22 protein-coding genes and 3 pseudogenes are annotated in these 22,550 nt (G+C 64.0%); 16 read left to right on the top strand and 9 right to left on the bottom strand.

Going from position 1 to position 22,550, the window contains the following annotated elements; translation table 11 throughout:
- Positions 1 to 51: 51 nt before the first annotated feature.
- Positions 52 to 771, top strand: coding sequence for a Crp/Fnr family transcriptional regulator (locus H040_RS23480; protein ID WP_027918858.1), 720 nt, complete (start codon positions 52 to 54; stop codon positions 769 to 771).
- Between the two features lie 688 nt (positions 772 to 1,459).
- On the opposite strand, the gene H040_RS23475 is transcribed toward H040_RS23480, so the two are convergent.
- The 5 genes and pseudogenes from H040_RS23475 to H040_RS23455 all read right to left on the bottom strand — a co-directional run.
- Positions 1,460 to 2,077, bottom strand: a complete 618-nt coding sequence (locus tag H040_RS23475) for an alpha/beta fold hydrolase (protein ID WP_027918856.1) — start codon at positions 2,075 to 2,077, stop codon at positions 1,460 to 1,462.
- A gap of 44 nt (positions 2,078 to 2,121) precedes the next feature.
- Positions 2,122 to 2,751 (bottom strand): LysE family translocator, encoded by a 630-nt coding sequence (locus H040_RS23470; protein ID WP_027918855.1) that lies wholly within the window; start codon positions 2,749 to 2,751, stop codon positions 2,122 to 2,124.
- Positions 2,752 to 2,804: 53 nt separating this feature from the next.
- The gene (locus H040_RS23465; RefSeq protein ID WP_027918854.1) at positions 2,805 to 3,005 is read right to left on the bottom strand and encodes a DUF1289 domain-containing protein; all 201 of its coding nucleotides are present in this window, start codon (positions 3,003 to 3,005) and stop codon (positions 2,805 to 2,807) included.
- A 173-nt stretch (positions 3,006 to 3,178) separates the two neighbouring features.
- A complete protein-coding gene (locus H040_RS23460) occupies positions 3,179 to 5,341 on the bottom strand; it encodes a methyl-accepting chemotaxis protein (RefSeq protein ID WP_027918853.1) in 2,163 nt (720 codons plus the stop codon).
- Positions 5,342 to 5,471: 130 nt separating this feature from the next.
- Positions 5,472 to 5,693 (bottom strand): annotated as a pseudogene (locus H040_RS23455) (MFS transporter); the annotation flags it as partial.
- Between the two features lie 4 nt (positions 5,694 to 5,697).
- Between H040_RS23455 and H040_RS23450 the strand changes: the two are divergent.
- Positions 5,698 to 5,895: pseudogene (locus tag H040_RS23450) on the top strand (GNAT family N-acetyltransferase); the annotation flags it as partial.
- Positions 5,896 to 6,014: 119 nt separating this feature from the next.
- Here the strand turns inward: H040_RS23450 and H040_RS23445 are convergent.
- Both H040_RS23445 and H040_RS23440 read right to left on the bottom strand, forming a co-directional pair.
- Positions 6,015 to 6,761 (bottom strand): PDC sensor domain-containing protein, encoded by a 747-nt coding sequence (locus tag H040_RS23445; protein WP_027918851.1) that lies wholly within the window; start codon positions 6,759 to 6,761, stop codon positions 6,015 to 6,017.
- A 42-nt stretch (positions 6,762 to 6,803) separates the two neighbouring features.
- Positions 6,804 to 7,553, bottom strand: a complete 750-nt coding sequence (locus H040_RS23440) for a FadR/GntR family transcriptional regulator (RefSeq protein WP_027918850.1) — start codon at positions 7,551 to 7,553, stop codon at positions 6,804 to 6,806.
- A gap of 216 nt (positions 7,554 to 7,769) precedes the next feature.
- On the opposite strand from H040_RS23440, the gene H040_RS23435 reads away from it, so the two are divergent.
- The 8 genes from H040_RS23435 (at position 7,770) to H040_RS23400 (ending at position 15,619) form a co-directional block, all read left to right on the top strand.
- Positions 7,770 to 9,194, top strand: coding sequence for a gamma-aminobutyraldehyde dehydrogenase (locus H040_RS23435; RefSeq protein ID WP_027918849.1), 1,425 nt, complete (start codon positions 7,770 to 7,772; stop codon positions 9,192 to 9,194).
- Positions 9,195 to 9,337: 143 nt separating this feature from the next.
- On the top strand, positions 9,338 to 9,943 hold the full coding sequence (locus H040_RS23430) for a dimethylamine monooxygenase subunit DmmA family protein (RefSeq protein WP_027918848.1): 606 nt from the start codon (positions 9,338 to 9,340) through the stop codon (positions 9,941 to 9,943).
- Positions 9,940 to 10,908 carry a PDR/VanB family oxidoreductase gene (locus H040_RS23425; RefSeq protein WP_027918847.1) on the top strand — a complete coding sequence of 323 codons (969 nt, stop codon included), beginning with the start codon at positions 9,940 to 9,942 and terminating at the stop codon, positions 10,906 to 10,908. Before H040_RS23430 ends, H040_RS23425 begins: the two co-directional genes overlap by 4 nt.
- Before the next feature lie 17 nt (positions 10,909 to 10,925).
- The gene (locus tag H040_RS23420) at positions 10,926 to 11,972 is read left to right on the top strand and encodes a heme-dependent oxidative N-demethylase family protein (RefSeq protein ID WP_027918846.1); all 1,047 of its coding nucleotides are present in this window, start codon (positions 10,926 to 10,928) and stop codon (positions 11,970 to 11,972) included.
- A 73-nt stretch (positions 11,973 to 12,045) separates the two neighbouring features.
- A complete protein-coding gene (locus H040_RS23415) occupies positions 12,046 to 13,251 on the top strand; it encodes an MFS transporter (RefSeq protein ID WP_027918845.1) in 1,206 nt (401 codons plus the stop codon).
- A 176-nt stretch (positions 13,252 to 13,427) separates the two neighbouring features.
- On the top strand, positions 13,428 to 14,105 hold the full coding sequence (locus H040_RS23410; protein WP_027918844.1) for a histidine phosphatase family protein: 678 nt from the start codon (positions 13,428 to 13,430) through the stop codon (positions 14,103 to 14,105).
- Between the two features lie 2 nt (positions 14,106 to 14,107).
- On the top strand, positions 14,108 to 14,929 hold the full coding sequence (locus H040_RS23405) for a phosphatase PAP2 family protein (protein ID WP_027918843.1): 822 nt from the start codon (positions 14,108 to 14,110) through the stop codon (positions 14,927 to 14,929).
- A 27-nt stretch (positions 14,930 to 14,956) separates the two neighbouring features.
- Positions 14,957 to 15,619 (top strand): class I SAM-dependent methyltransferase, encoded by a 663-nt coding sequence (locus tag H040_RS23400; RefSeq protein WP_027918842.1) that lies wholly within the window; start codon positions 14,957 to 14,959, stop codon positions 15,617 to 15,619.
- 131 nt (positions 15,620 to 15,750) lie between these two features.
- Here H040_RS23400 and H040_RS23395 read toward each other — a convergent pair whose 3' ends face one another.
- Entirely contained in the window at positions 15,751 to 16,629 is an 879-nt protein-coding gene (locus tag H040_RS23395) for a hypothetical protein (protein WP_027918841.1), read from the bottom strand.
- A gap of 192 nt (positions 16,630 to 16,821) precedes the next feature.
- Between H040_RS23395 and H040_RS23390 the strand changes: the two genes are divergently transcribed.
- The 5 genes and pseudogenes from H040_RS23390 to H040_RS23370 all read left to right on the top strand — a co-directional run.
- Positions 16,822 to 17,793 carry an aliphatic sulfonate ABC transporter substrate-binding protein gene (locus H040_RS23390; RefSeq protein WP_027918840.1) on the top strand — a complete coding sequence of 324 codons (972 nt, stop codon included), beginning with the start codon at positions 16,822 to 16,824 and terminating at the stop codon, positions 17,791 to 17,793.
- A gap of 16 nt (positions 17,794 to 17,809) precedes the next feature.
- A complete protein-coding gene (locus H040_RS23385; protein WP_027918839.1) occupies positions 17,810 to 19,174 on the top strand; it encodes an LLM class flavin-dependent oxidoreductase in 1,365 nt (454 codons plus the stop codon).
- 132 nt (positions 19,175 to 19,306) lie between these two features.
- On the top strand, positions 19,307 to 20,143 hold the full coding sequence (locus H040_RS23380; RefSeq protein WP_027918838.1) for a bifunctional allantoicase/(S)-ureidoglycine aminohydrolase: 837 nt from the start codon (positions 19,307 to 19,309) through the stop codon (positions 20,141 to 20,143).
- Between the two features lie 91 nt (positions 20,144 to 20,234).
- Positions 20,235 to 20,834, top strand: coding sequence for an START domain-containing protein (locus H040_RS23375; protein ID WP_027918837.1), 600 nt, complete (start codon positions 20,235 to 20,237; stop codon positions 20,832 to 20,834).
- A gap of 22 nt (positions 20,835 to 20,856) precedes the next feature.
- Positions 20,857 to 20,919, top strand: a pseudogene (locus H040_RS23370) (LysR family transcriptional regulator); the annotation flags it as partial.
- A gap of 48 nt (positions 20,920 to 20,967) precedes the next feature.
- On the opposite strand, the gene sodC reads toward H040_RS23370, so the two are convergent.
- Complete coding sequence (sodC, locus tag H040_RS23365; protein ID WP_027918836.1) at positions 20,968 to 21,483, bottom strand: superoxide dismutase family protein; 516 nt, start codon at positions 21,481 to 21,483, stop codon at positions 20,968 to 20,970.
- A 127-nt stretch (positions 21,484 to 21,610) separates the two neighbouring features.
- On the opposite strand from sodC, the gene H040_RS23360 reads away from it, so the two are divergent.
- Complete coding sequence (locus tag H040_RS23360) at positions 21,611 to 22,474, top strand: LysR substrate-binding domain-containing protein (protein WP_027918835.1); 864 nt, start codon at positions 21,611 to 21,613, stop codon at positions 22,472 to 22,474.
- Positions 22,475 to 22,550: the final 76 nt, after the last annotated feature.

The raw sequence follows: 22,550 nt of genomic DNA, 5'->3' as shown, positions 1-22,550 counted from the left end.
CTGACTAGGCTAATCTTGTTCCGACACCCGTTGCCGTCAATGGTCCCACGTATGCACCGCACGCCTCCCCGCTTGCAGAACCACTTGCTGGCTGCACTTTCAGCAGAAACGTTCAGCCGGCTGGAGCCGCACCTGGAGCGCGTGGACCTGCCCCTGGGCAAGGCTCTGTACGAGTCCGGCGACACCCTGCGACACGTGCACTTCCCGGCCGATGCGATCGTTTCATTGCTGTATGTAATGGAAAACGGCGCATCAGCCGAAATCTCGGTAGTGGGTAACGAGGGGCTGGTGGGCATCGCCGTGTTCATGGGCGGAGAAAGCACACCCAGCCGGGCCATCGTGCAAAGTGCAGGACATGCCTACCGCCTACCCGTGCAGAAGCTCAAGGACGAATTCAACCGCCATGGCGAGATGATGATGTTGATGCTGCGCTACACCCAGGCACTGATTACCCAGATGGCACAAACGGCAGTGTGCAACCGCCATCACTCTATCGACCAGCAATTGTGCCGCTGGTTACTGCTGTCGCTCGACCGCCTGCCAGGCGATCGCCTGTGCATGACCCAGGAGCTGATCGCCAACATGCTGGGAGTGCGCCGCGAGGGCGTGACCGATGCTGCAGGCAAGCTGCAGCGTCTTGGGGTGATCGAGTACAACCGCGGGCAGATCAAAGTGCTCGACAGGGCACGCTTGGAGCTGTTGAGTTGCGAATGTTACGCCGTGGTAAAGAAAGAGACCGAACGACTGCTGCCCTACATGCCAGTGCCTTGAGTCAGCACAAGGTGCTATGTCCGGGCTGCCGAAGCAGCGCATCAGCCATGCTGTCAGATGCCGACCTCTAAATTACTCCAATGGGCGCTTGTGATAGCTATAGCGCTCGGCATTGGAGGCCCGCGATGGGTCCGGCGGCCCCTGCCTCTGCTCGCGACGAAAGGGGCGCTTTTCGATGTAGTCATCGCGATCCTCGGGGAGCGTTTTTTTCCCCTCGCCACCTTGGCCCTGCGACGAACCGTCGCTTTTGGCTGGGCTACTCAACCGATTATTGTCTAACCCATATCTGTCTCTGGTCATACACACCTCTGGATGCTCAGAATTTCTGAGCTACATCGAGTGTGCGCCCACGCTGACCAGAGAAGTTTTATATCAGACCGCCGGGCCCCATCGACCATTCGGGCATGGTTATATCGGCGTGAAGGAGTGCCGCATGAATAAAAGGGGACTTTTCTCCAGAAGCCGGCACCGCGGTGGATGGCACCGGCTGTGACGGTGTTCGCCGCGGTGCGGCGATCCGACAAGCCCGCTCTCACAGGTCCGTGCAAACCAGCCTGTCATGTACCGTGCTGTGAGAGCAGGGCCGCTTTGCGGCCCATCGCCGGCAAGCCCGGCTCCCAGGGAGGGTGCAGATCTGAAGGCCGGTGATATCCCTGTGGGGGCCGGCTGCCACAACCGAAGCCTTCGATCAGGCATACAAAAACAGATGCTCGTCAATCAACCGAGCAACTTCGATGGCGTGGCTGTTACCCAGGTCATGCCCGGCTTCGGGGAACACCTCCAGCCTTGCCCCGGGTATCAGTTGCGCCAGCCGCTTGCCAACAGCGACCGGGCTGATCGGGTCGGCGTCCCCCCACAACAGCAGTACCGGCATTCTCAATTCGTGCAGGCGGGCCGAGAGGTCGGTGCGGTCATCCAGGAACCAGCGAGGCAGGTTCGGGTTCTGGGTCTCGAACTCAGCACGCCAGTCCTCGGCGCCGGAGTCAGCGAGGTTCACGCCTCCTGAAGTGACGGTCAGGATCAGATGGGTGATCAGTTCAGGTCGCTTTAGCGCCATGTGCACGGCAACGACGCCGCCCATGGACTGCGCCACCAAGGCGGTGGGGCCGTCGAGTTCGGCGAGTGCCAGGGCGGCCAGGTGCTCAAGGCAGGTGATGTCCGGGTTGGGCGGCGTCTCACCGAAGCCGGGCCAGCCCCTATGCTGGGTAATGGCAGGCGTTTTGAGGGCATCGGCGACGGGGTGCCAGAACCGGGTGTTGCCGGAGGCACCAGGCAGGAACAGGAGTTTTTCAGCGGCAATCTTCATGGCTCAGTCCTTGAGTCAGTGTCGAAACATCGTGGGTTAACGGGTTACTGCCGGCGCATCGTGAGAATCGCCGCACCAAAGCCGATGAAGGTAGTCCCTACAACCCGGCTCACCCAGCGCGACAGCGCCGGCCGGGTCAGCACACCCTTGGCCCGTGCGGCCAGCGCGGCATACAAGCTCAGCGATGTCAGCGACAACGCCACGAAGATCCCGGTCAGGGTCAGGAACTGCGGCAGCAGCGCCGCCCCCTGGTCGATGAACTGCGGGAACAGTGCAGTGAAAAACATCGTCGCCTTGGGGTTGGTGACAGCGGTCAGGAACGCCGACTTGTACAACTTCAACGGGGTCGGCCTGCTGACCTTCGCCGCCGTCTGATCCACCAGCATCGGGCCTTTCTTGAGCAACTGACGGGCACCGAGGTAGAACAGGTAGCCGGCACCGATCAGCTTGACCGCGTTGAACAGCACCTCAGAACTGGCCAGTAAGGCCCCGAGCCCGAGCATGGCTGCCGCCGACAGGCAAAACAGCCCCGTGCCATTACCCAGCGACGACCATACGGTGCTGCGCTGGCCATGGTTGAGGCTGTTGTTGATGGCCATCAAGGTGGCAGGCCCGGGGCTTGCGATAGCGATGGCAGCGACCAGGGTAAAGGCGAGTAGCGAGTGGGTTTCCATGGGGCAGGCTCAGGCAAGGTGCGGAGCCAGCATCTTACACAAGCGCAGCAGCTTCAGTCGCTGCCCTGGCGCTTGGCGTTCTTCTTGGTGATTGCCTTCATCCGTGTAGCTGCGCGTTGCACGGTGGCCATCTTCTCCGGGCGCTTCATGCCACGCCACTTGCGGATTTCTTCACGGGTACGGCCGCAGCTTGTGCACAGCTCGCTGTTGAGCTGGCAAAGCGAGACGCAGGGGTTTTCGATGTCTTTGGCCATGGCGGGCTCCAATCACGGCCGCGGATCATACCCTGTGGGAGCGGCCTTGTGTCGCGAAAGGGCTGCGCAGCGGCCCCGGCAATCTATGGTGTTCCACAGATCCTGGGGCCGCTGCGCAGCCCTTTCCGACCGGTCCGGCGCCCCGGCAAGGCCGCTACACCGACCGTGCACATTCAGGCGGCAGCGCCTTCGCACTTGCTGCTGACCTCGAACTGCCCCACCAGCTTCTGCAGCTTGCTGGCATTGACCTTCACCGTCTCGGCACTGCTTTGCAACACCACGGCCGTCTGGCGCATCTCGCTGGAGGACTGGTTGACCTGCTCGATGGTCTTGCCATATGCCAGGCTGCGCTGGTTGAGCTGCTGGATGATTGCGAACATCGCCTCCACTGCCTGATGCAGCTGCACGTTCTCCGAAGAGGCGTCCTCGGCCAGGCGCAGGCTGTGATCGACGTCTTGTACCCCCTCCTCCATGAAGCTTACGGCTTGCTGTGTTTCGTTCTGCAGGCCTTCGACCATGTGCCGGATGTCATCGGCCGCACGCGAGGTGCGCGCGGCCAGGCTACGCACCTCATCGGCCACCACCGCAAAGCCACGCCCGTGTTCCCCGGCCCGCGCAGCCTCGATGGCGGCATTGAGGGCCAGCAGGTTGGTCTGGTTGGTGATGTCGCTGATCAGACCGGTGATGTTGCCGATCTGGCCCATGCGGCTGTCGAGCAACTGCACACTCGACGAAGAACGCGCCACCACGTCGCGAATCGACTGGGTGCCAGTCTGCACCGCCAGGAACTGCTCACGGGCGCGGCTGACCACCTCGTCCATGGCCTGTTTCATCTGCTCGGCGCTGACCGAAGCCTGCTGCAGCTCGCCCAGTTGCTCTTCCATGATGATCATCATCTGGTGCACCGCATCGGCCACGTCGGCGCAAGTCCCGCTCGCTTCCTGGCTGCGGCCCAGCATGGTCTGGTTGGTGGCGCCAACCGTGCGGCTGGCCTTGACCACCTGCCCGACCACCGCGTCCAGGCGGTCGATGAAACTGTTGATCCAGCGAGCCATGTCGCCACTTTCGTCATTGGCCAGGGCGTTGATGTCCAGGCGCTGACGCAGGTTGCCTTCCCCCTCGGCAATGGTACGCAGCACCGCGCTCATGCCGTTCAGGCGTGCGGCCAACGGTTTGGGCCCGAGCACGCTGAACAGCAGCGTTGCAGCCACCATGCAGAGCGCCTCGACGGCGTCGTTCAGCCCTTGTGGCAAGCCGGCATAGTGCTGCACAAGATAGTTGCAGCCGAACAGCCCGGCCATGGTTGCTACATAGGGTTTCATCAGCCCGTAGCTGAGCGAGCGACGGCGGTAGACTTCTTCCAGGTCAGCTTCGCACATCATCCCCCAGCGGTCTGGCGAGCCGGGCAACTGGAAGGTGACGCCCTTGCCGATCACCGGCACATGGCGATAGTCCGAGTAGCCTGGGTAGGTCACGAACAGGTTGGCGCCATTACGGATGGTTTCCCGCACGCCAGGGTGCAGATCGCGTGTCGATGGGTCGGTGAAGCGCAGCTCCAGCTCGGTGTGGCGCTGGATCTGCACCGTGGTCCAGGGCGTGTGCACGCCGCCCTTGAGGTTCTCGCCATGGGTGAAGGTGCCGTCCTCGAACCGCGAACGGGACAAGGCCGTGCCGGGCTGGATGGTGCGGTCGAAGTGTGACTGCGCCATGAACAGGTAGTTGTCGCCAGATTCGGCAAAGATATGCCCGGCCTCACGCTGGATCAGGTCACCCAGCACATCGTTGGGCACCCGGCCACAGAGGCAGCCGACGGCTTTGCCATTGTGTTTCAGCGGCTGGTAGAACATCAGCGTCACTTCATCGTGGAAACGCGACGATGACGGGCCGATCTGCAGGGTCAGCGGGTCGCTATAGGGGCCGTGCAGGAACGGCGCCTCGAGGCCTTGGGCCAAAGCCTGCATCTGATCGATCCGCGCGTTGCCCCGCTGTGCCCAGGTAGAGACGATGACATTGCCGGCGGTGTCGATCACGCACAGCTCGGAAAAATCTTCAGCCTGGGCCAGCTTGTCGAGCAACAACGGCCGGTCGACCTCGGTGCCGCCGGGTGCCAAATGTTCCGCCAATTCAGCCAGATGCTCCCACTGCTCGCGGGCCCAGTTGTGCAGCAACTGCACGCGGGTCTGGGCAATGGCTTCAAAGGTTTGCTCGACCACCGGGTAGTTAGCGCGATTGAGGTGGCAGGCCCAGCCCATGCTGAACTTGCCGGTCTTGCCAAACCAGGGCAACCACCCCTTTTCACGCGATGACAACTGCATGGAACTGCTTGAAAGCGACATCATTTTCACCATACGCGACATCGGAATGGCAAAGTGACAGCAAGTTGCACGCCAACTCGTATGCAAGCTAACTATTCGCGCTATCCAGCGTTCGACGCGCCCCGCAAGCGCACCGCCATAGTGCACTTGCTCAGGCGCGCCCCATTACAGGGCGATTGCTCCAGCGCCGCCAGACCAAGCGCCCGAAGGTGATCGACCAATTGGCCAGGGCAATCACCAACAGCAGTTGCAGCAGCGCGGGCAGGCCTGCGTGGACGATGACCTTGCCGGCCAGCAGGGGAAACCCGAACACGCCGACAAAATAGGCCAAGCTGAACAGTACAAGCGACTGCGCGGTCTGCCCGGTGGGTGAGTGCAAAGGCCAAGGGATCGGCAAGATGCTGATGCAGCTGAGTGAAACCCGCACGCGCCAGGCTGGGTGCAGCGCGGTCAGGCTCTATACCCACGAGCGGATGACCGAAAATATCGAGATTTATCGCAAGCTGGGTTATGTCGAGACTCACCGGGCCGAGGAGCAGGGGTTTTCCCGAGTGTTCATGCGCAAGGCGCTGTAAACGTGCGCCGGCCTCTTCGCGGGTAAACCCGCTCCCACAAAAAAAAGTTGCTCGCACAGGGTCATCACAATCCCTGTGGGAGCGGGCTTGCCCGCGAAGAGGCCAGAGCAGTCAATCCGTTACTTGCGCCTGAGCACCGGCAACCGCACCAGCGACCACCCCGCCTCGGATTCGGCCAGCGCCAGGCGAATGCCATCGCGCGGCAAGGTGTTCAACAGGGTCTGGGCCAGGTCACCGACCATCCAGTTCGCTGTGTTCGAGGCAATCACCCGCCCGTCCGCCGAGATCAGCACTGCCTCGTGCTCCAGGCGCATCAGGCTGCGCACCAGCAGGCGTTCGACATTGTGCAACGACAGGTCCAGCCCGGCCACGCCGATGAACCGGCCCTGCACCTCGATCGGCATGGTGAAGGTCAGCACATACATGTTGGTGCCGTACAGGTCCACATACGGCCCTTCGACCACACTCTTGCCGGTCTTCATCGGCCGGCTGTACCAGGGCATTTCGGTGTAGTCGTAGTAGTTTTCGCGGCGCCGATCGAAGTTCGGGCGCAGCGGCAGGGTCTTGCCGCCGTCGGCCAGGTACCACCATTCAAGGTGCATCTCGCGGTCGGCCAGGCCATTGGGCTCGACGATGATGCCGCCGCCACAGCCAAAGGCACCGGTGGTCAGCAACTGCTGGTCGATGGCCGGGCGCAGGGTCGCCAGGTCCTTGGCACTTGGCTGGCGGCCTTCGGCCAATACCCGCTCCCATAACGCTCGGGTTTCTTCCACCAGCTGGCGGACCTGGCCGAAGATGGTCCCCAGGGTGTGGTCCAGCTGCTGGGCACAGGCTGACAGCGGGTCGTTGTCGCTCAGGGCAAACATGGCATTACCTCACGCAGGTACAGCTTTGTTGTTATGCACGGCTCAATCCTGCTCGTCGGCCAGCAGCTCCAGGCGCAGGCTGATCAGGCGCTTGATGCCACGGCTGACGTGGGCTTCGGCCAAAGCGCCGGCCAGCACTGCATCCCCGGCGACCAACGCTTCGAGAATCGCCCGGTGCTCGTGCTCGACCACGGTCACATCACCACCGCCAGCGGCCTCCATCCACAGCAGCTCGCCGGCCTCCGACTGCAGGCGCATTTCCGCGCTGGTCAGGCGCAGCGACTGGGCGGCGGCGGCCACTTCGATATGAAAGCGCGCATCGGCGCGGTGGCGGGCCAGGCGCGAACTGGCCTGGCTGAGGGTTTCGATATGCTGGGCGATGCGCGCCTGCTGCTCCGGCGAGCTGCGCTTGGCGGCCAGGCGCGCCGCCGTACCGGAAATTGCGGTCTGTTCATCGCCCAGGTCACGCAGGTCGGGGCCGCTCATGTCACGCAGGCGTTGCAGCAGCAGCGCCTCGGGCAGCTCCACTGGAGCGCAGACAAAGCTGCCGCCATTGCGCCCGCGGCGGGTCTCGATCAAGCCACGCTGGCGCAGCACCACCAGCGCTTCGCGCAAGGTCACCGTGGCGACGCCCAATTGCAGGGCCAGTTCCGATTCGCTGGGCAGTTGCTGCCCTTCAGCGAACATCCCCAGCTCGATCGCCTCCACCAGGCGGCGTGCCACTTCATCGGTCCGCCCTTCCTGGCGCAACCGGATGAAGGCGGTGTTACGAGCACTATTCAGGGCAGTCATTGCCTCTCCCTATCGAGCATTGCAAGGCTTGGCGCGGGCCTCGGCTAAAAGGTTCAGTTTCGCATCTTATAGCGAACGGGCCAGCGCCCGATACCGATTGACGAGCCATTCTACCGCCTGGAAGCGGGTTTTCGCAGTGGTTGGCAAACTAAAAATATTAAGATATGGTTTCATAGGTTTAGATTTCTACCAATAAGACCGACCAAGGAATCCGCCATGCAAACCAAACTCTTGATCAACGGCCAGTTGGTCGACGGGCAAGGCAGCCCGTTCGCCGTGTACAACCCGTCCGCAGGCACGGTGCTGGTGAATATCGCCGAAGCCAGCGCTGCCCAGGTCGATGCCGCAGTGCAGGCCGCCGACCAGGCTTTCGCCGGCTGGTCGCAGACCGCGCCCAAGGATCGCGCCCAGTTGCTGCTCAAGCTGGCCGACCGCATCGAAGCCGAAGCCGCCAACCTCGCCCGCCTGGAGTCGCAGAACTGCGGCAAGCCTTACCTGGCGGCACTGAATGACGAAATCCCCGCCATTGCCGACGTGTTCCGCTTCTTTGCCGGCGCCAGCCGTTGCCTGTCGGGCGCGGCCGGTGGCGAGTACCTGCCGGGCCACACCTCGATGATCCGCCGCGACCCACTGGGCGTGGTCGCCTCCATCGCGCCGTGGAACTACCCGCTGATGATGGTCGCCTGGAAGCTCGCCCCTGCGCTGGCCGCCGGCAACTGCGTGGTGCTCAAGCCCTCCGAGCAAACCCCGCTGACCGCCCTGGCGCTGGGCGAGATCATGGCCGAGCTGTTCCCCGCCGGCGTGATCAACATCCTGTTCGGCCGCGGCCCGAGCGTTGGCGAGCCACTGGTCAACCACCCCAAGGTGCGCCTGGTGTCACTGACCGGCTCCGTGGCCACCGGTGCACGCATCATCGCCAGCACCGCCAGCAGCGTGAAACGCACCCACATGGAACTGGGTGGCAAGGCGCCAGTACTGATCTTCGATGACGCCGATATCGATGCTGCAGTCGAGGGTATCCGTGCGTTCGGTTTCTACAACGCAGGCCAGGACTGCACTGCGGCCTGCCGCCTGTATGTGCAGCAAGGCGTCTACGAGCAGTTTGTCAGCAAGCTGGGCGAGGCCGTGGCCAGCCTGCGCATGGGCCTTCAGGACGACCCGCACACCGAACTCGGCCCACTGATCACCCGCGAGCACCTTGAGCGAGTCGAAGGGTTCGTCGAACGCGCCAAGGCCCAGCCGCACATCCGCTTGGTCACCGGTGGCCAACGGGGTGCAGGCGACGGCTTCTTCTTCGAGCCGACCGTACTGGCCGATGCCCGCCAGGACGACGAGATCGTTCAGCGCGAAGTGTTTGGCCCGGTGGTCAGCATCACCCCGTTTACCGACGAAGCCCAGGCCCTGGCTTACGCCAACGACTCTGACTACGGCCTCGCCTCTTCGGTATGGACCCGCGACGTCGGCCGCGCCAACCGCCTGGCTGCGCGCCTGCAATATGGCTGCACCTGGGTCAACACGCACTTCATGCTGGCCAGCGAAATGCCCCACGGCGGCATGAAGCAGTCGGGCTACGGCAAGGACATGTCCATGTACGGCCTGGAAGACTACACCTGCGTGCGCCACGTGATGTTCAAGCACTGATTGTCGACTTTGGTCATAAAACATATAAAACCATAGGCAATATGGCATGGGTTCTGCTTTCACCCGTGCCCGAGCCTGAAATCAGCCCTCAACGTTACCTTCCGGCACAAGCCGGGGGTATCGGGCTTACGAGGTGTGTCACCATGCTTATCACCGGCATCAAAAGCCGCCCGGTCTATGACCAGTTGCGGCCCATGGCAGGCGGCCTGCGCCACCTGATCGCGGGCCAGGGCAGCGGCGGCGCGGCCATGCTGCGCCTGGTCGCGGACATGTCCCCCGCGCAGCGCGCGCACAGCACCCTGCTCTACTCCACCGAGTCGTTCTCCGGTCACGACCACCTGCAGGCCCTGCAAGCCGCACAAGCGGCCGGGCTCGAAGTGTTCCCCAGCAACCAGGCGCTGATCGCCGCCCTGCGCGAACGGCTGGGCCAGGCCCACATGGGTACTCGCCTGTACCTCAGTGGCTCGGAAAGCTTCATCGGCACCGCCATGCAGGCCGCCAATGCGGTCGACCTGAACCGCGATGAAGTCCTGCGCGAACACAGCGGCACCTTGGTCCGCCGTGTGTGGTGCGCACACTGCGACACCTACACCGAAAACGTCACCCAGCGGGTGTTCAGCTGCCCCGGTTGCCAGCTTGACCTGGTGGTGCGCGACCACTATTCCCGCCGTCTGGCTGCCTTCCAGGGCATCAAGGCCGATGGCGAAGTCCCGGGCGAACTGCCAGCAGCCGAGGAACTCGACACATGAACACCCACAACGGCACCCTCAGTGTGCGCGTCGCCCGCATCGAAGCGCTCACCCCGGAAATTACCCGTTTCACCCTGCTCGACCCGGCCGGCAAGCACCTGCCGGCGTTTTCCGGCGGCAGCCACGTGGTGGTGGTCCTCGAAGACGGCGACAAGACCCACCGCAACGCCTACTCGCTGATGAGCTCGCCCTACGACTCCAGCGCCTACCAGATCGCCGTGCGCCGGGTCAGCGAGGGCCGGGGCGGCTCGCGCTACCTGCATGACCAGGTAGCTGAAGGCGACCTGTTGCAGATCCTGCAGCCAGCCAACCTGTTCCCGCTGGCCAAGCATGCCCGCCAGCACGTGTTCATCGCGGGTGGCGTGGGCATTACCCCGGTCTATTCGCAGCTGGAAGAACTGCAGCTCAAGCAGGCCACCTTCGAGCTGCACCTGGCCGTGCGCGGCCCCGAACACACCGCCCTGGGCCTGGAGCTGCAGGCACGTTACGGCGAGCGTGTGCACCTGTACGTGCAAGGCGTCGATGCGCGCATGGACATCCGCCACATCCTCCAAGACCGCCCGCTGGGCAGCCATGTGTATGTCTGCGGCCCGGACAGCATGATCGACGACACCCTCGACAGCGCCCACGCGCTGGGCTGGACCGACAGCCACATTCACTACGAACGCTTCGTCGAACAAGGTTCCAGCGGCCAGCCATTCAGCGTCACCCTGGCGCGCCAGGGCGTCACCCTCGAAGTGCCGGCCGAACAGTCGCTGCTCGAAGCCGCCGAGCAGGCAGGCTACAAGGTGCCTTACCTGTGCCGCGGCGGTGCCTGCGGCTACTGCGAGACCGAAGTACTGGACGTCGATGGCGAGCTCGACCATCGCGATGACTGGCTCAGCGAGGAAGACAAGCTGAGCAAGCGCAAATTCATGCCCTGCGTATCCCGCGCCAATTGCAGCCGCCTGGTCGTAGACCTCTGAGACAGGAAAACAACAACATGACCGTATTCAAGCCGATCGAGACCTACGCCGACGCAGGCCAGGGACACACCTACAGCAACAGCCGCGAAGCCGTGCTGCGCCTGCCCTTCCCTTATCCGGAAGACCAGTACATGTACTCGATGAATGTCGAGCCACACGTGCCGTTCGGTACTGGCGCGCTGCGTGGGCAGTTCGACATCGACGAACACTACATCTCCGAGTGCCACCACCGTGCGCACACCCTCGACAGCCAGCCGGGTGTGCACTACGCCGCCCTGCCGCACATGATGGAAGCCCAGTGGGACCTGCTGGAGCTGCTGATGGAGTCGTATTCGCGCGACTACCCCGAGCACTTCACCCTGGAGAAGAACGGTAGCCAGTGGCACTGGATCAACCGCCCGCTGCAGATCGACCAGACCTTCACCTTCGGCGACGCCAGCACCCTGCCGATGGAGCCGATGGAGTACATCACCCGCCAGGCCCAGGGCGAGTTCATTCTTCTTGAGGAGCGTGACGACACCCTGGTGATGGGCGCGGGCATGGCCACCCAGCGTGCCGACTACTCGCTGCGTTTCAACCTCGGCATGAGCTTCATGGAGTTCCACGGCCCGGTACCCAAGCTGCATGAAATGGGCATCCTGCAGCGGGCGTTGAAGTTCCTCCTGCGCCTGCGCCCTGGCCACCCGGTGCGCCGCACCAACTGGTCGATCACCGTCAACCCGCGCCTGGAAACCTCTGCCGAAACCCTGCCCGACTGGGCCCCGGAGCGCACCACCGTGACTGCCGAAAACGCCGGCGAACTGGTCAACCTGCGCATCGAGCTGCAACCCCTGCACCGCTTGCCACGCAGCAACGCCGTACTGTTCCCGGTGCGCACCTACCTGGTCAGCCTGCAGGAACTGGCCGAATTCGCCCCGCAATGGGCCAAGCGCATGCACCGGGTTATCCGCGACCTGGACCAGCAACTGGTCGACTACAAGGGCTTCACCCGTTACCGCGATGCCATGGTCAGCTGGCTGTCGCAGTACGACGACGGCACCCCGGTCGACGAAAGCCAGCAGTAACCCGTACCCTGCGCGCGCCAACCAACGGCGCGCGTCTACCCAACGCTGTGCATGCCATTCAGGGGTTACCCCAATGAAAACAATAAAACACTGCTTGCCCGAGAGCTGGAGCCTGGTGTTCTCCGCCGCCGCGTCTGCCTACGGCGTCGGCCTGCTCGGGCTGTGGGCCTTGCCGTTCCTGATCAGCGCCATCATTCACGATTTGCAGCTCAACGAAGCCCAGGCCGGGCTGCTGATGTCGGCCGAGTTCGGCTTCACCATGCTCGCCTCGCTGCTGGTCGCCCCATTCATGGGCCGCGCACCACGGCGCACCCTGGCGCTGGCCGGCACCGTGCTGGCGGTTGCCGCCAACCTGCTCAGCGCCAATATCGACAGCATCTATGCACTGGCGGCGGTACGCTGCATTGCCGGTATTGGCGCCGGCCTGGCGCTGGCCTGTGGCAATGCCGCGGTGTCCAGCGCCAAGCACCCCGACCGGGTCGCCGGGCATATGAACGTGCTGTCGGTGCTGTTGATGATCGTGGTGATGCTGGGTTACGCCAAGGTCATGGCCAGCCATGGCTTGCACGGCTTGTACTACGCGATGGCAGCGACCATGGCGGTGATGCTGCTGGCCATCCCGGCGATGGCGCAACGCGCGCCGCTTGCCGAGCCTGCATTGCAGGCGCCTGCCGGCAAACCTGAGTCGGGCAATATCCTTCTGAGCCTGCCGGCCCTGTGCATGATGCTGGCGATGTTCGTGTTCCAGGCCCGCGACACCATGGGCTGGGCCTTCGTCGAACGGATCGGCACCATGGTCGGCTACAGCGGTGATGAACTGGGCGTGCTGCTGTCGTTCCAGTCGTTCGTCGGCCTGATCGGGCCGTTGATCGCAGCCATGGTCGGCAAGCGCTTCGGCATGAGCACGCCGGTGATCCTGGCGATCCTGCTGACCGGTGCAACCAGCCTCAGCTATGTGCTGGGCGAGCATTCCAAGACCTTGTACACCGCTGGGGTGATGACCATCTGCATCACCTATTTCTACGCGCTCAGCTACCTGACCGGCCTGGCAGCAGCGCTGGACCGCGAAGGCCGTGTGGTAGCGGCAGCCGGCAGCTTCCTCAGCCTCGGGCTGGCGGTGGGCCCGGCGATTTCCGGTGGGTTGATTTCGCTGGGTGGTTTCAGCCTGGCGGCCTGGGGCATTGGGGTAACGGTGGTGCTGACCTTGCTGCTGGTGGCGGTGCCGCTGGCCAGCATTCGGCGCGAGCAAGCACCCTTGCCGGTTGCCGCGACCGCCTGATCACGGTGGCAGCGAGCTTGTCGGGTCACCGCACCGCCGCCGAGTGTCCGACAGGGCACACCCTGTCGGACACTCGGCGGCGGCTGGCAGGGATAAGACAATTTTCACATCCGCTTCACTGTCGGGCCACAAACCCGAGGATAAGGTGCTGCCAGCCTTGTCCCCGGAGTGGCCACATGCTGGAAAATGTAATTGCGACACACTCGCGCCTCCCGCGCCCGAAACGCCGGAAACTGCCTGCAGTCTGGCTGCTGGCCGTATTGCTGGCGGTGGCGGCACTCGGCCTCTGGCACGTGTTCAGTACGCATGTCACCAACCTGGGCAGCTCCCACTTGATGAGCGAGAATGGTGTCTACAGCGCCTGGAACAGCGGCAATGTGATTGTTCTGGTTCGCCACGCCGAACGCTGCGACCGCTCCAATCATGCCTGCCTTGGCGACCCTGCCGGCATCACCGTGGACGGCAGCCAGGCTGCAACCGCCGTGGGCGACGGCATCCGGCACCTGGGCCTGGCCAATGTGGATATCCTCAGCAGCCCGGAAGTCCGCACCCAGCAGACCGCTTCGTTCGTCTTCGGCAAGGCCATCGAAACCCAGGAGTGGCTGGCGCGCTGTGACAGCACCTTTGCCAATGCCGCCCTGGCGCACAAACGCGAGGGTCACAACCTGGTGCTGGTCACCCACAGCGGCTGCATCGACCACCTCGAACGGCAACTGCGCGTAGCCGGCGGCGAACGCGTTGCCGGCTATGCCAGTGCGCTGTTCGTCAGCAAAGACAGCAATGGCAAAACCCACCTGCTCGGCCAACTCAACGCCAGCCAATGGCAGACTCTCAACAGCCTCACAGGGAAGTAAGCATGCCCGTTTCTTCACGCACCACGTTCTACGTCAACAACCTGCTAGTGCCACTGCTGCTGGCAGCGATCGTGTTCGTGCTGTTCGACCTTACCGAACTGGATCGCTGGATCAGCAACCTGCTGCTCGATCCGGTCACTGGGCAGTTCCCGCTGTTGCATGACCAGCTGTTCGAGAAAGTGACCCACAAATGGCCGCGCATCCTGCCGAACTGGACCGGCGAAGCGGCGATCATGGGTTCGCTGCTGTCGTTCATCTGGCCACGCCTGGCGAACCACCCCGACGCGCTGATCACCCGCGGCCTGAATGCCGCCAGAATCAGCCCGGTGCTGCGCTTCACCAGCCGTCATCGCCGTGACTTTCTGTTCGTGGTGGTCGCATTTGCCCTGTGCACCACGGTCATTCACTACCTGAAAAGCCACACCAGCGTGTATTGCCCGGTGGAAACCACCCTCTACGGCGGCCCCGAAGCGCGCGTGGAGTGGTATGAGAACTTCAGCTGGTTCAGCAAGGCTGGCGAAGGCCGATGCTGGCCAGGTGGGCACGCCTCCAGCGGCTTTACCCTGCTGGCGCTGTACTTCGTGGCGCTGCGCCACCGCTGGCAGCATGCGCGCAAGCTGCTGGTGGCCATCCTGCTGATCGGTTTCATCTACGGCACCACCCGTGTGCTGCAAGGTTGGCACTACATGTCGCATACCTTCTGGGCCGGGATCTTCGTGTGGTTGACCACGTGGGCCACCGCCCTGGGCTTCTACGGGCGCCAGGCGCTTCAGGCACCGGCACGTGCAAGCGCAGACAAGGCAGCGGTGAATGCCTATGCTTGAGCAGTCCCACTGCTCAGGAACAGCAACATGGCCAACCCCGAAGACGCCCTGCTGCACAGCTGGCAGCACAACGCCCAGGCCTGGATAGACGCTGTGCGTGGCGGCGCCATCGAGAGCCGCCAGCAGGTCACCGACCAGGCGATCCTGCTGGCGATTCTCGGTCGCCAGCCTGAGCGGGTGCTGGACCTTGGCTGCGGCGAGGGCTGGTTGCTGCGGGCGCTGAGCGACCGCGGCATCGAGGTGACCGGCGTGGATGGCGACGCTGCGCTGGTCGAGGCTGCGCGGGCTGCCGGCTCGCCTCAGGTGCACCAGGCCAGCTATGCGCAGCTGGCCGAAGGTAAAGTGGATATCGGCAGCGGCTATGACCTGGTCTGCGCCAATTTCGCACTGCTGCAACAAGACATCATCCCGTTGCTGGCGGCCATCAAGGGCCTGTTGCTACCCGGTGGCGCGCTGGTGATCCAGACCCTGCACCCCTGGAGCGTGGCGGGCGGTGACTATCAGGACGGCTGGCGCGAAGAGTCGTTCGCCGGGTTTGCCGGCAACTGGCGGCCAATGCCGTGGTACTTCCGCACCTTGGCCACTTGGCTGAATGCACTGGACATGGCGGGGTTCAGGTTGCTCAGCCTGCAGGAGCCGCAGCATCCGCAGAGCCCGGGGCCGCAGTCGTTGCTGCTGGTAGCTGGCTAACCTGTTGCCCCCGAAGAAGCCGGAACGGGAAACATCAATCTTGTAGTCCTTGGCTGCAACCCTAGCCCGCGCGCTCCCTTTATTGGGTCGTCCCTGCCCCACGCAGCCACGCGATATCGCCGCCTGCCCAGTTAGCGCTGGGCGGTGGCCTCGTCGGCGGGCGGGGTCAGCTGCAGCACGCGATTGCGCCCGCCCTCGGCGAGCAGGTAGCCGCCTTTGCCATCCGCCACGATCGACTGCGGCGCCTTGAGGAAGGTCAGCACGGTGTGCTGTTTACCCTCGGCGTCCACACGCAGCAGGCGGGCGCGGTGGGTGTTGTCTTCGCTGATCCACAGGCCGCGCTGGTCGCACATCAGGAAGGTGGGATGGCGCAGGCCCTGGACCACCACCGGGTCTTCACCGTCGTCGGACAATGCACGCACGATGCCGGTGCCCTTCTCGGTGTACAGCAGGCGGCCGTCGGCGCAGCGGGTCAGGCCTTCGGTTTCGGTCAGCCCGGAGCGCAGCACGTCGAGCTGGCCGCTGGCCCAGTCATAGCGCATCAGGCGCCCATTGCCCTTGCGGTCTTCGATGGCATACAGATGATCGCCATCGTTCCACAGCCCCTGCACGCTGTCCCCGTCGAACAGGCGGGTGAGCTGGCCATCGCGCGACAGGCTCACCGGTGCACGGCCGCCTTCCTGGCTGAATACCCAGCCACCCTGCACCGCGGCCATGCCGTCGGGTTTGGACAGGTTGTCGATCAGCACCACGCGGTCGCCGCTGGCGGTAATCTTGAGAATACTGCCTTTGCCGTCATCCAGTTCGCGGCTGACCAGCAGGCTGCCGTCGGCCTGGGGCAGCAACGAAGCGGCTTTGGCCAGGTCACGGTGCAGCACCTCGACACGCCAGCCACTGGCGGCCTGCACCGGGTAAAACGACTGCCAGGCGAAAAAGCCCAAGGTCGCGGCAATCAGGCCGGTGGTAGCAGTCAGGGCGATACGGGTGCTGCGCCGGCGCAGGATGGGCATGTACGGGGCTCCTCAAGGTTGGCCCGAATCCTAACAAGAGGATGTGAAAAATTCGTCAACAGTTGGGGCAAACACAAAAGGATATAAAAAGAACAAAACAATCTAACAAAATGGAATTAAAAAATTGAAAGCCAAACGCCACCTCCTTAGGCTGGGGACACCGTTTCCCACCCCGTTCAAGGAGCGACGCCCATGCCCTTTTCTCCCCTGCGCCGCCTGCTGGTAGGCGGTCTCCTGGCGACTGTCGCCAGCAGCCTGCTACCGTGGTCCAGTGCCTTGGCCGAAGACGCCAAGACCCTGCGCATCGGCTATCAGAAGTTCAACAGCATCAACATCCTCAAGGGCAGCGGCGAGCTGGAAAAAGCGCTGGCGCCTCAAGGCGTGAAAGTCAGCTGGCACGAATTTGCCGCCGGCCCGCAACTGCTTGAAGCGCTGAGTACCGGCGCGATCGACCTGGGCCACGCTGCCGACGCACCATCGGTATTCGCCCAGGCCGCCGGCAAGCCGGTGGTGTACCTGGCCGCCGAACAACCCTACCCACGCGGCATCGGCCTGGTGGTGCGCGAGCAGGACCATCTCACTACAGTGCAGGACCTCAAAGGCAAGCGCGTGGCCACCGGCCGCGGCTGGAACGCACAATACCTGCTGGCGGTGGCCCTGGAACAAGCCGGCCTGAGCTATCAGGACATCACCCCGGCCTATGTCAACAACGCCGCAGATGCCGTCGCCGCCCTGCAATCAGGCAGCGTGCAGGCCGTGACCCTGTGGGACCCGTTCCTCGCTGCGGCCGAAAGCCAGCCGGGCCTGAAGAACCTGCGCGATGGCAGCGGCCTGTCCAACAACCGCACCTTCTACCTGTCCACTGCAGCCTTCGCCGACCAGCACCGCGACCTGCTCAAGACCTTCTTCGGTGAACTGGGCAAGGTCAGCCAGTGGGCCAACGCCAAGCCCGCGGAAGTCGCCGCACTGCTGGCACCGCAACTGGGCATCAACGCCAACGTCCTGGAAGTGGCCAGCGAGCGGCGCAACTACAACGCCGTGGCCATCACCCCGCAGATTGTCGCCGAGCAACAGAAACTGGCCGATACCTTCCAAGGCCTGGGCCTGATCCCGCACAAGGTCCAGGTGGCCGATGCGATCTACCCGGCTTCTGTATTGCCGTGACCAGGGAGTGAAGGCAATGCCCCGCCACATCCGTTTCAACGCGTTCAGCATGAACGCCGCCAGCCACCAGTCCCCGGGGCTGTGGCGCCACCCGCGCAACACCAGCGTGGCGTTCAACCGCCTGGGCTACTGGACCGACCTCGCCCGCCTGCTGGAACGCGGGCTGTTCGATGCGCTGTTCATCGCCGACGTGCTGGGTATCTACGACGTCTACCAGGGTGGCCCGCAAGCCGCCCTGCGCGGCGGCGTGCAGGTACCGGTCAACGACCCCCTGCTGCTGGTGCCGGCCATGGCCGGGGTCACCGAGCACCTGGGGTTCGGCGTGACCTTTTCGCTGACCTACGAACACCCTTATCCATTCGCCCGGCGCATGTCAACGCTCGACCACCTGAGCAATGGCCGGGTCGGCTGGAACATCGTCACCGGCTACCTCGACAGCGCCGCGCGCAACCTGGGCCTGGCCCGCCAGCTGGGCCATGACCAACGCTATGACCTGGCCGAGGAATACCTGGAAGTGCTGTACAAGCTCTGGGAGCAGAGCTGGGAAGACGATGCCGTGCAACTGGAACGCGAAACCGGCCGTTACATCGAACCCTCGAAAGTGCACGCCATCCGCCATGCCGGCGAACACTTCCAGGTGCCCGGCATGCACCTGTGCCAGCCTTCGCCACAGCGCACCCCGGTACTGTTCCAGGCCGGCGCCTCGGCACGTGGCCAGCAGTTCGCCGCCCGGCATGCCGAATGCGTGTTCATCAGTGGCCCGACGCCCACGGTGCTGCGCCGCTACGCCGACGGCATCCGCCAGGCCAGCGAGGTGGCCGGGCGAGGCCGTGACGAGGTGCTGATCTATGCCCAGGCGCTGCTGATCGTTGCGCCGACCACGCAAGCGGCCCAGGCGCGCTTTGCCGAATACCGCCGCTACGTCGACCTGGACGCCGCCCTCGCCCTGCTTTCGGGCTGGACCGGCATCGACTTCGCCGGCCTCGACCCGGATGCACCCATCGAGTATGTCGAGAACGATGCTGGCCGTGCCGCCCTGGCCGCCTTCACCGCCGCCGACCCGAACCGCCGCTGGACCGTGCGCGAAGCCGCCGAATTCGTCGGCCTGGGCGGGCGTGGCCCGGTGCTGGTCGGCTCGCCCAGCGAGGTTGCCGACCAACTGGAACACTGGCTCGACCAGACCGGCATCGATGGTTTCAACCTCACCTACGCCGTGCAACCAGACGACCTGGCCAACGTCGTGGAGCTGCTGGTTCCGGAACTGCAGCGCCGCGGCCGCTACCCACTGGCTTACACCGACGGCACCTTGCGGCACAAGCTGTTCGGCCAAGGCGACCGGCTGCCCGAGGCCCATGCAGGGCGTAAGGTTCGCATTCAGTAGCTGAATGTCGAGTATTTCAACATTTAATTTGTGGATGACGCGGGCTGCCCCCTATGCTGTCCGCACATCCCCTGCACGCACCGGCCGGTGTGGTCCAAGGCACGGGGAGAGAACAACAAGTCGAGACCGCTCATGTCGAACCACTCCTACTTCGCCCCCCACGGTGGGCACCCAGCTCAGACCGAGCTGTTGACTGACCGTGCCATGTTCACCGAAGCCTATGCCGTCATTCCTAAAGGCGTGATGCGTGACATCGTCACCAGCCACTTGCCGTTCTGGGACAAGATGCGCATGTGGGTCATCGCCCGCCCGCTGACCGGTTTTGCCGAAACCTTCTCGCAGTACATCGTCGAAGTGGCCCCGGAAGGCGGCAGCGAGCGCCCTGAGCTGGACCCGAACGCCGAAGCCGTGGTGTTCATCGTCGAAGGCGAACTGGACATCACCGTCGAAGGCAAGCACCACACCCTGACCCCAGGCGGCTATGCCTTCCTGGCCCCGGGCGCCGAGTGGAGCCTGCGCAACAACAGCAAGGCCAACGTCACCTTCCACTGGCTGCGCAAGCACTACCAGAAAGTCGAAGGCCTGGCCGTACCTGAGTCGTTCGTCACCCACCGCGACAACGCCACCGTCATCGAAATGCCAGGCACCGAAGGCCGCTGGGTCACCACCCGCTTCGTCGACATGGCCGACATGCGTCACGACATGCACGTCAACATCGTCACCTTCCAGCCGGGCGGCGTAATTCCGTTCGCTGAAACCCACGTCATGGAACACGGCCTGTATGTGCTGGAAGGCAAGGCGGTGTACCGCCTGAACCAGGACTGGGTCGAAGTGGAAGCCGGCGACTTCATGTGGCTGCGCGCCTTCTGCCCGCAGGCCTGCTACGCCGGTGGCCCAGGCAAGTTCAGCTACCTGCTGTACAAGGACGTCAACCGTCACGTTCACCTGACCCTCAACCCACAGCGTTGAGTTCAGGCTGATGCCCGAAAGCCCGCCACCTGGCGGGCTTTTTGTTTGCCGCGCATACTGAACAGCCCGGACCCGTCGCGCGGTACTCACCATGAACCGCTGCCTGATACTTGCCATACTGCTTGTCTGCACCGCCAGCCTGGCGGCCGACAACTGGAAGATCGCCTACGATCGCGAGGGCATCCGCGTGTACCTCAGGGGGGTGGCCGACTCGCCCTACCAGCAGTTTCGCGGCGTCAGCACCATGAAAGCCAGCGTGCGTACCCTCACCGACCTGCAGGAGAACCTGCGGGTTGCGTGCAAATGGCTGTACGCCTGCGAGCAGATGCGCTTGCTGGACGTGGATGGCGACAGCACCTGGGTTTACCTGACCACCAACCTGCCGTGGCCGACCCTGCCGCGCGACGTCATTCTCAAGGTCCGCACCGAGCGCCTGGATGACGGCACCCTGGTGCGGCACCTGAGCGCCGAGCCGGGCCGCTTGCCCGAAGAGCCAGGGTTGATCCGCGTGCAGCACCTGTCGGGCGAATGGATCATGAAGCCACTCGGCGAGCGGGAAACCGAGGTGACCTACCAGTTGCAGGCGGACCCTGCCGGGGACGTGCCGGGCTGGCTGGCCAACCGCTTCGTCGTCGACGCCCCGGTGGTGACCCTGCGTACATTGCGTGCAGTAGCCGAGCGCCAGCCCTGAGCAGCCCTACAACAGTGTCACCCTGGCAGCCCGCGAGCTGGGCGTGACCCAAGCGGCGGTAAGCACGCAGATCAGGCAACTGGAAGGCAACCTCGGGGGGGCCAGCTGCTCCACTGCCTGGCCCTGTCGCGCTTCACTGAACCACACCGCAGGCCACACGGGCGCCGCCACCACCGAGCTTCTCGGGGTGGTCGCTGTGGTTGTCGCCACCGGCATGCACCATCAGTGCATGGCCTTTGAAGTCGGTAGCCTTGAGGCGGGGTGCCAATACCGGGTAAGTGGCCTTGCCGTCGGCACCGACATACAGTGCCGGCAAATCGCCGCGGTGGCCGCTGTCGTCATAGGGGCCTTTGTGTGCATTGGTGGAATCCGGGTCCCAGTGCCCACCCGCCGCGCCCGCTGGCACCGGTTTCCCGTTTTCCTCTGCCGCTGCACAGGAACCCTTCTGGTGCAGGTGGAAACCATGCACGCCCGGCGGCAGGTCCTTGAGGTCGGGGGTAAGCACGGTGCCGTACGTGTTCTGCTCAATGCTGATGGTACCGATCGACTTGCCAGGGCCATCCGCCCCGGCCAGCTTCAGTTCCACCGTCTGCGCGGCCTGGGCGAGACCGGCCGAGGCCAGCAAAGCGGTGAAGACTACTGCTTTCATGTCGTTTCTCCATGGCTTGGAATAGGCGGGTTTCGTACCCACGTGACTTATCAGACTGTGCAGCTTGCCAGGCATTCCATCCAGCCACAGACTGAAACACTTCCCTTGCCGCCCGGAGCCCGTTCGCGTGTCCCTCAAAGCCCTGCGCACCCTGGTGACCATCGCCCGCCACGGCACGTTCGCCCGTGCCGCCGACCTGCTCAGCCTTACCCCTTCAGCCGTGAGCCTGCACATCAAGACCCTTGAAGACGAACTGAAGGTCGCGCTGTTCGACCGCAGCCGCCGTCAGGTGGTGCTGACCGAGGCCGGGCAACTGGCAGTGGCGCGGGCCGAGCACATCCTGGCCGCCTACGACGAACTGGCCGATGCCATGGCCAGCGGCGCGAGCCTGCGTGGCCGGCTACGCCTGGGGGCGATTCACACCGTACTGGCCCGACGCCTGCCCAAGGCCCTGGTATGGATCAAGGCTCATCACCCGGAACTGCACATCAGCGTCAACTCCGGGATGTCTGCCGAGCTTGCACGGCGCGTCGAAGATGGCGAGCTGGATGCGGCGATCACCACGGAACCGGTCAGCCCCTACCCACAGAGCCTGGGCTTCACGCCCCTGTTCGAAGACCGCTTCTGGGCAATCGCCAGCCCCGACCTGGCAGGCCAGAGCCTGCCGCAGCTTCTGGCCAGCCAGCCATTCCTGCGCTTCGACAAGCGTGCCTGGGCCGGGCGGCAGATCGAGCAGGAGCTGCGCCGCCAACATCTGCAGGTCAGCGAACAGATGGAGCTGGACAGCCAGGAAGCGCTGGCGCGCATGGCCGTGATGGGCTTGGGGGTGGCGATCATTCCCATGGCCGATGACGACCTGCAGCGCTTGCCAGCGGCGACCTGCCTGCCATTTGGCGAGCCGCAACTGGTGCGGCGGGTGGTGTTGCTGGAACATGAAAAGAGCCAGCGGCGGCACCTGACTGCCGTCCTGAAGACCGCCATGGAGGCCTGAACGTACAGTTTTTCTCAACAGTCACTGCAGAATTCAACGTTTTTCCCAACCAGTCAGCCGCGCTAACCTGTGCCCG

The organism is Pseudomonas sp. URMO17WK12:I7, assembly GCF_003269045.1.
GTDB classification, from domain to species: Bacteria; Pseudomonadota; Gammaproteobacteria; order Pseudomonadales; family Pseudomonadaceae; genus Aquipseudomonas; species Aquipseudomonas putida_J.
This window is presented reverse-complemented; position numbering and strand designations above follow the sequence as displayed.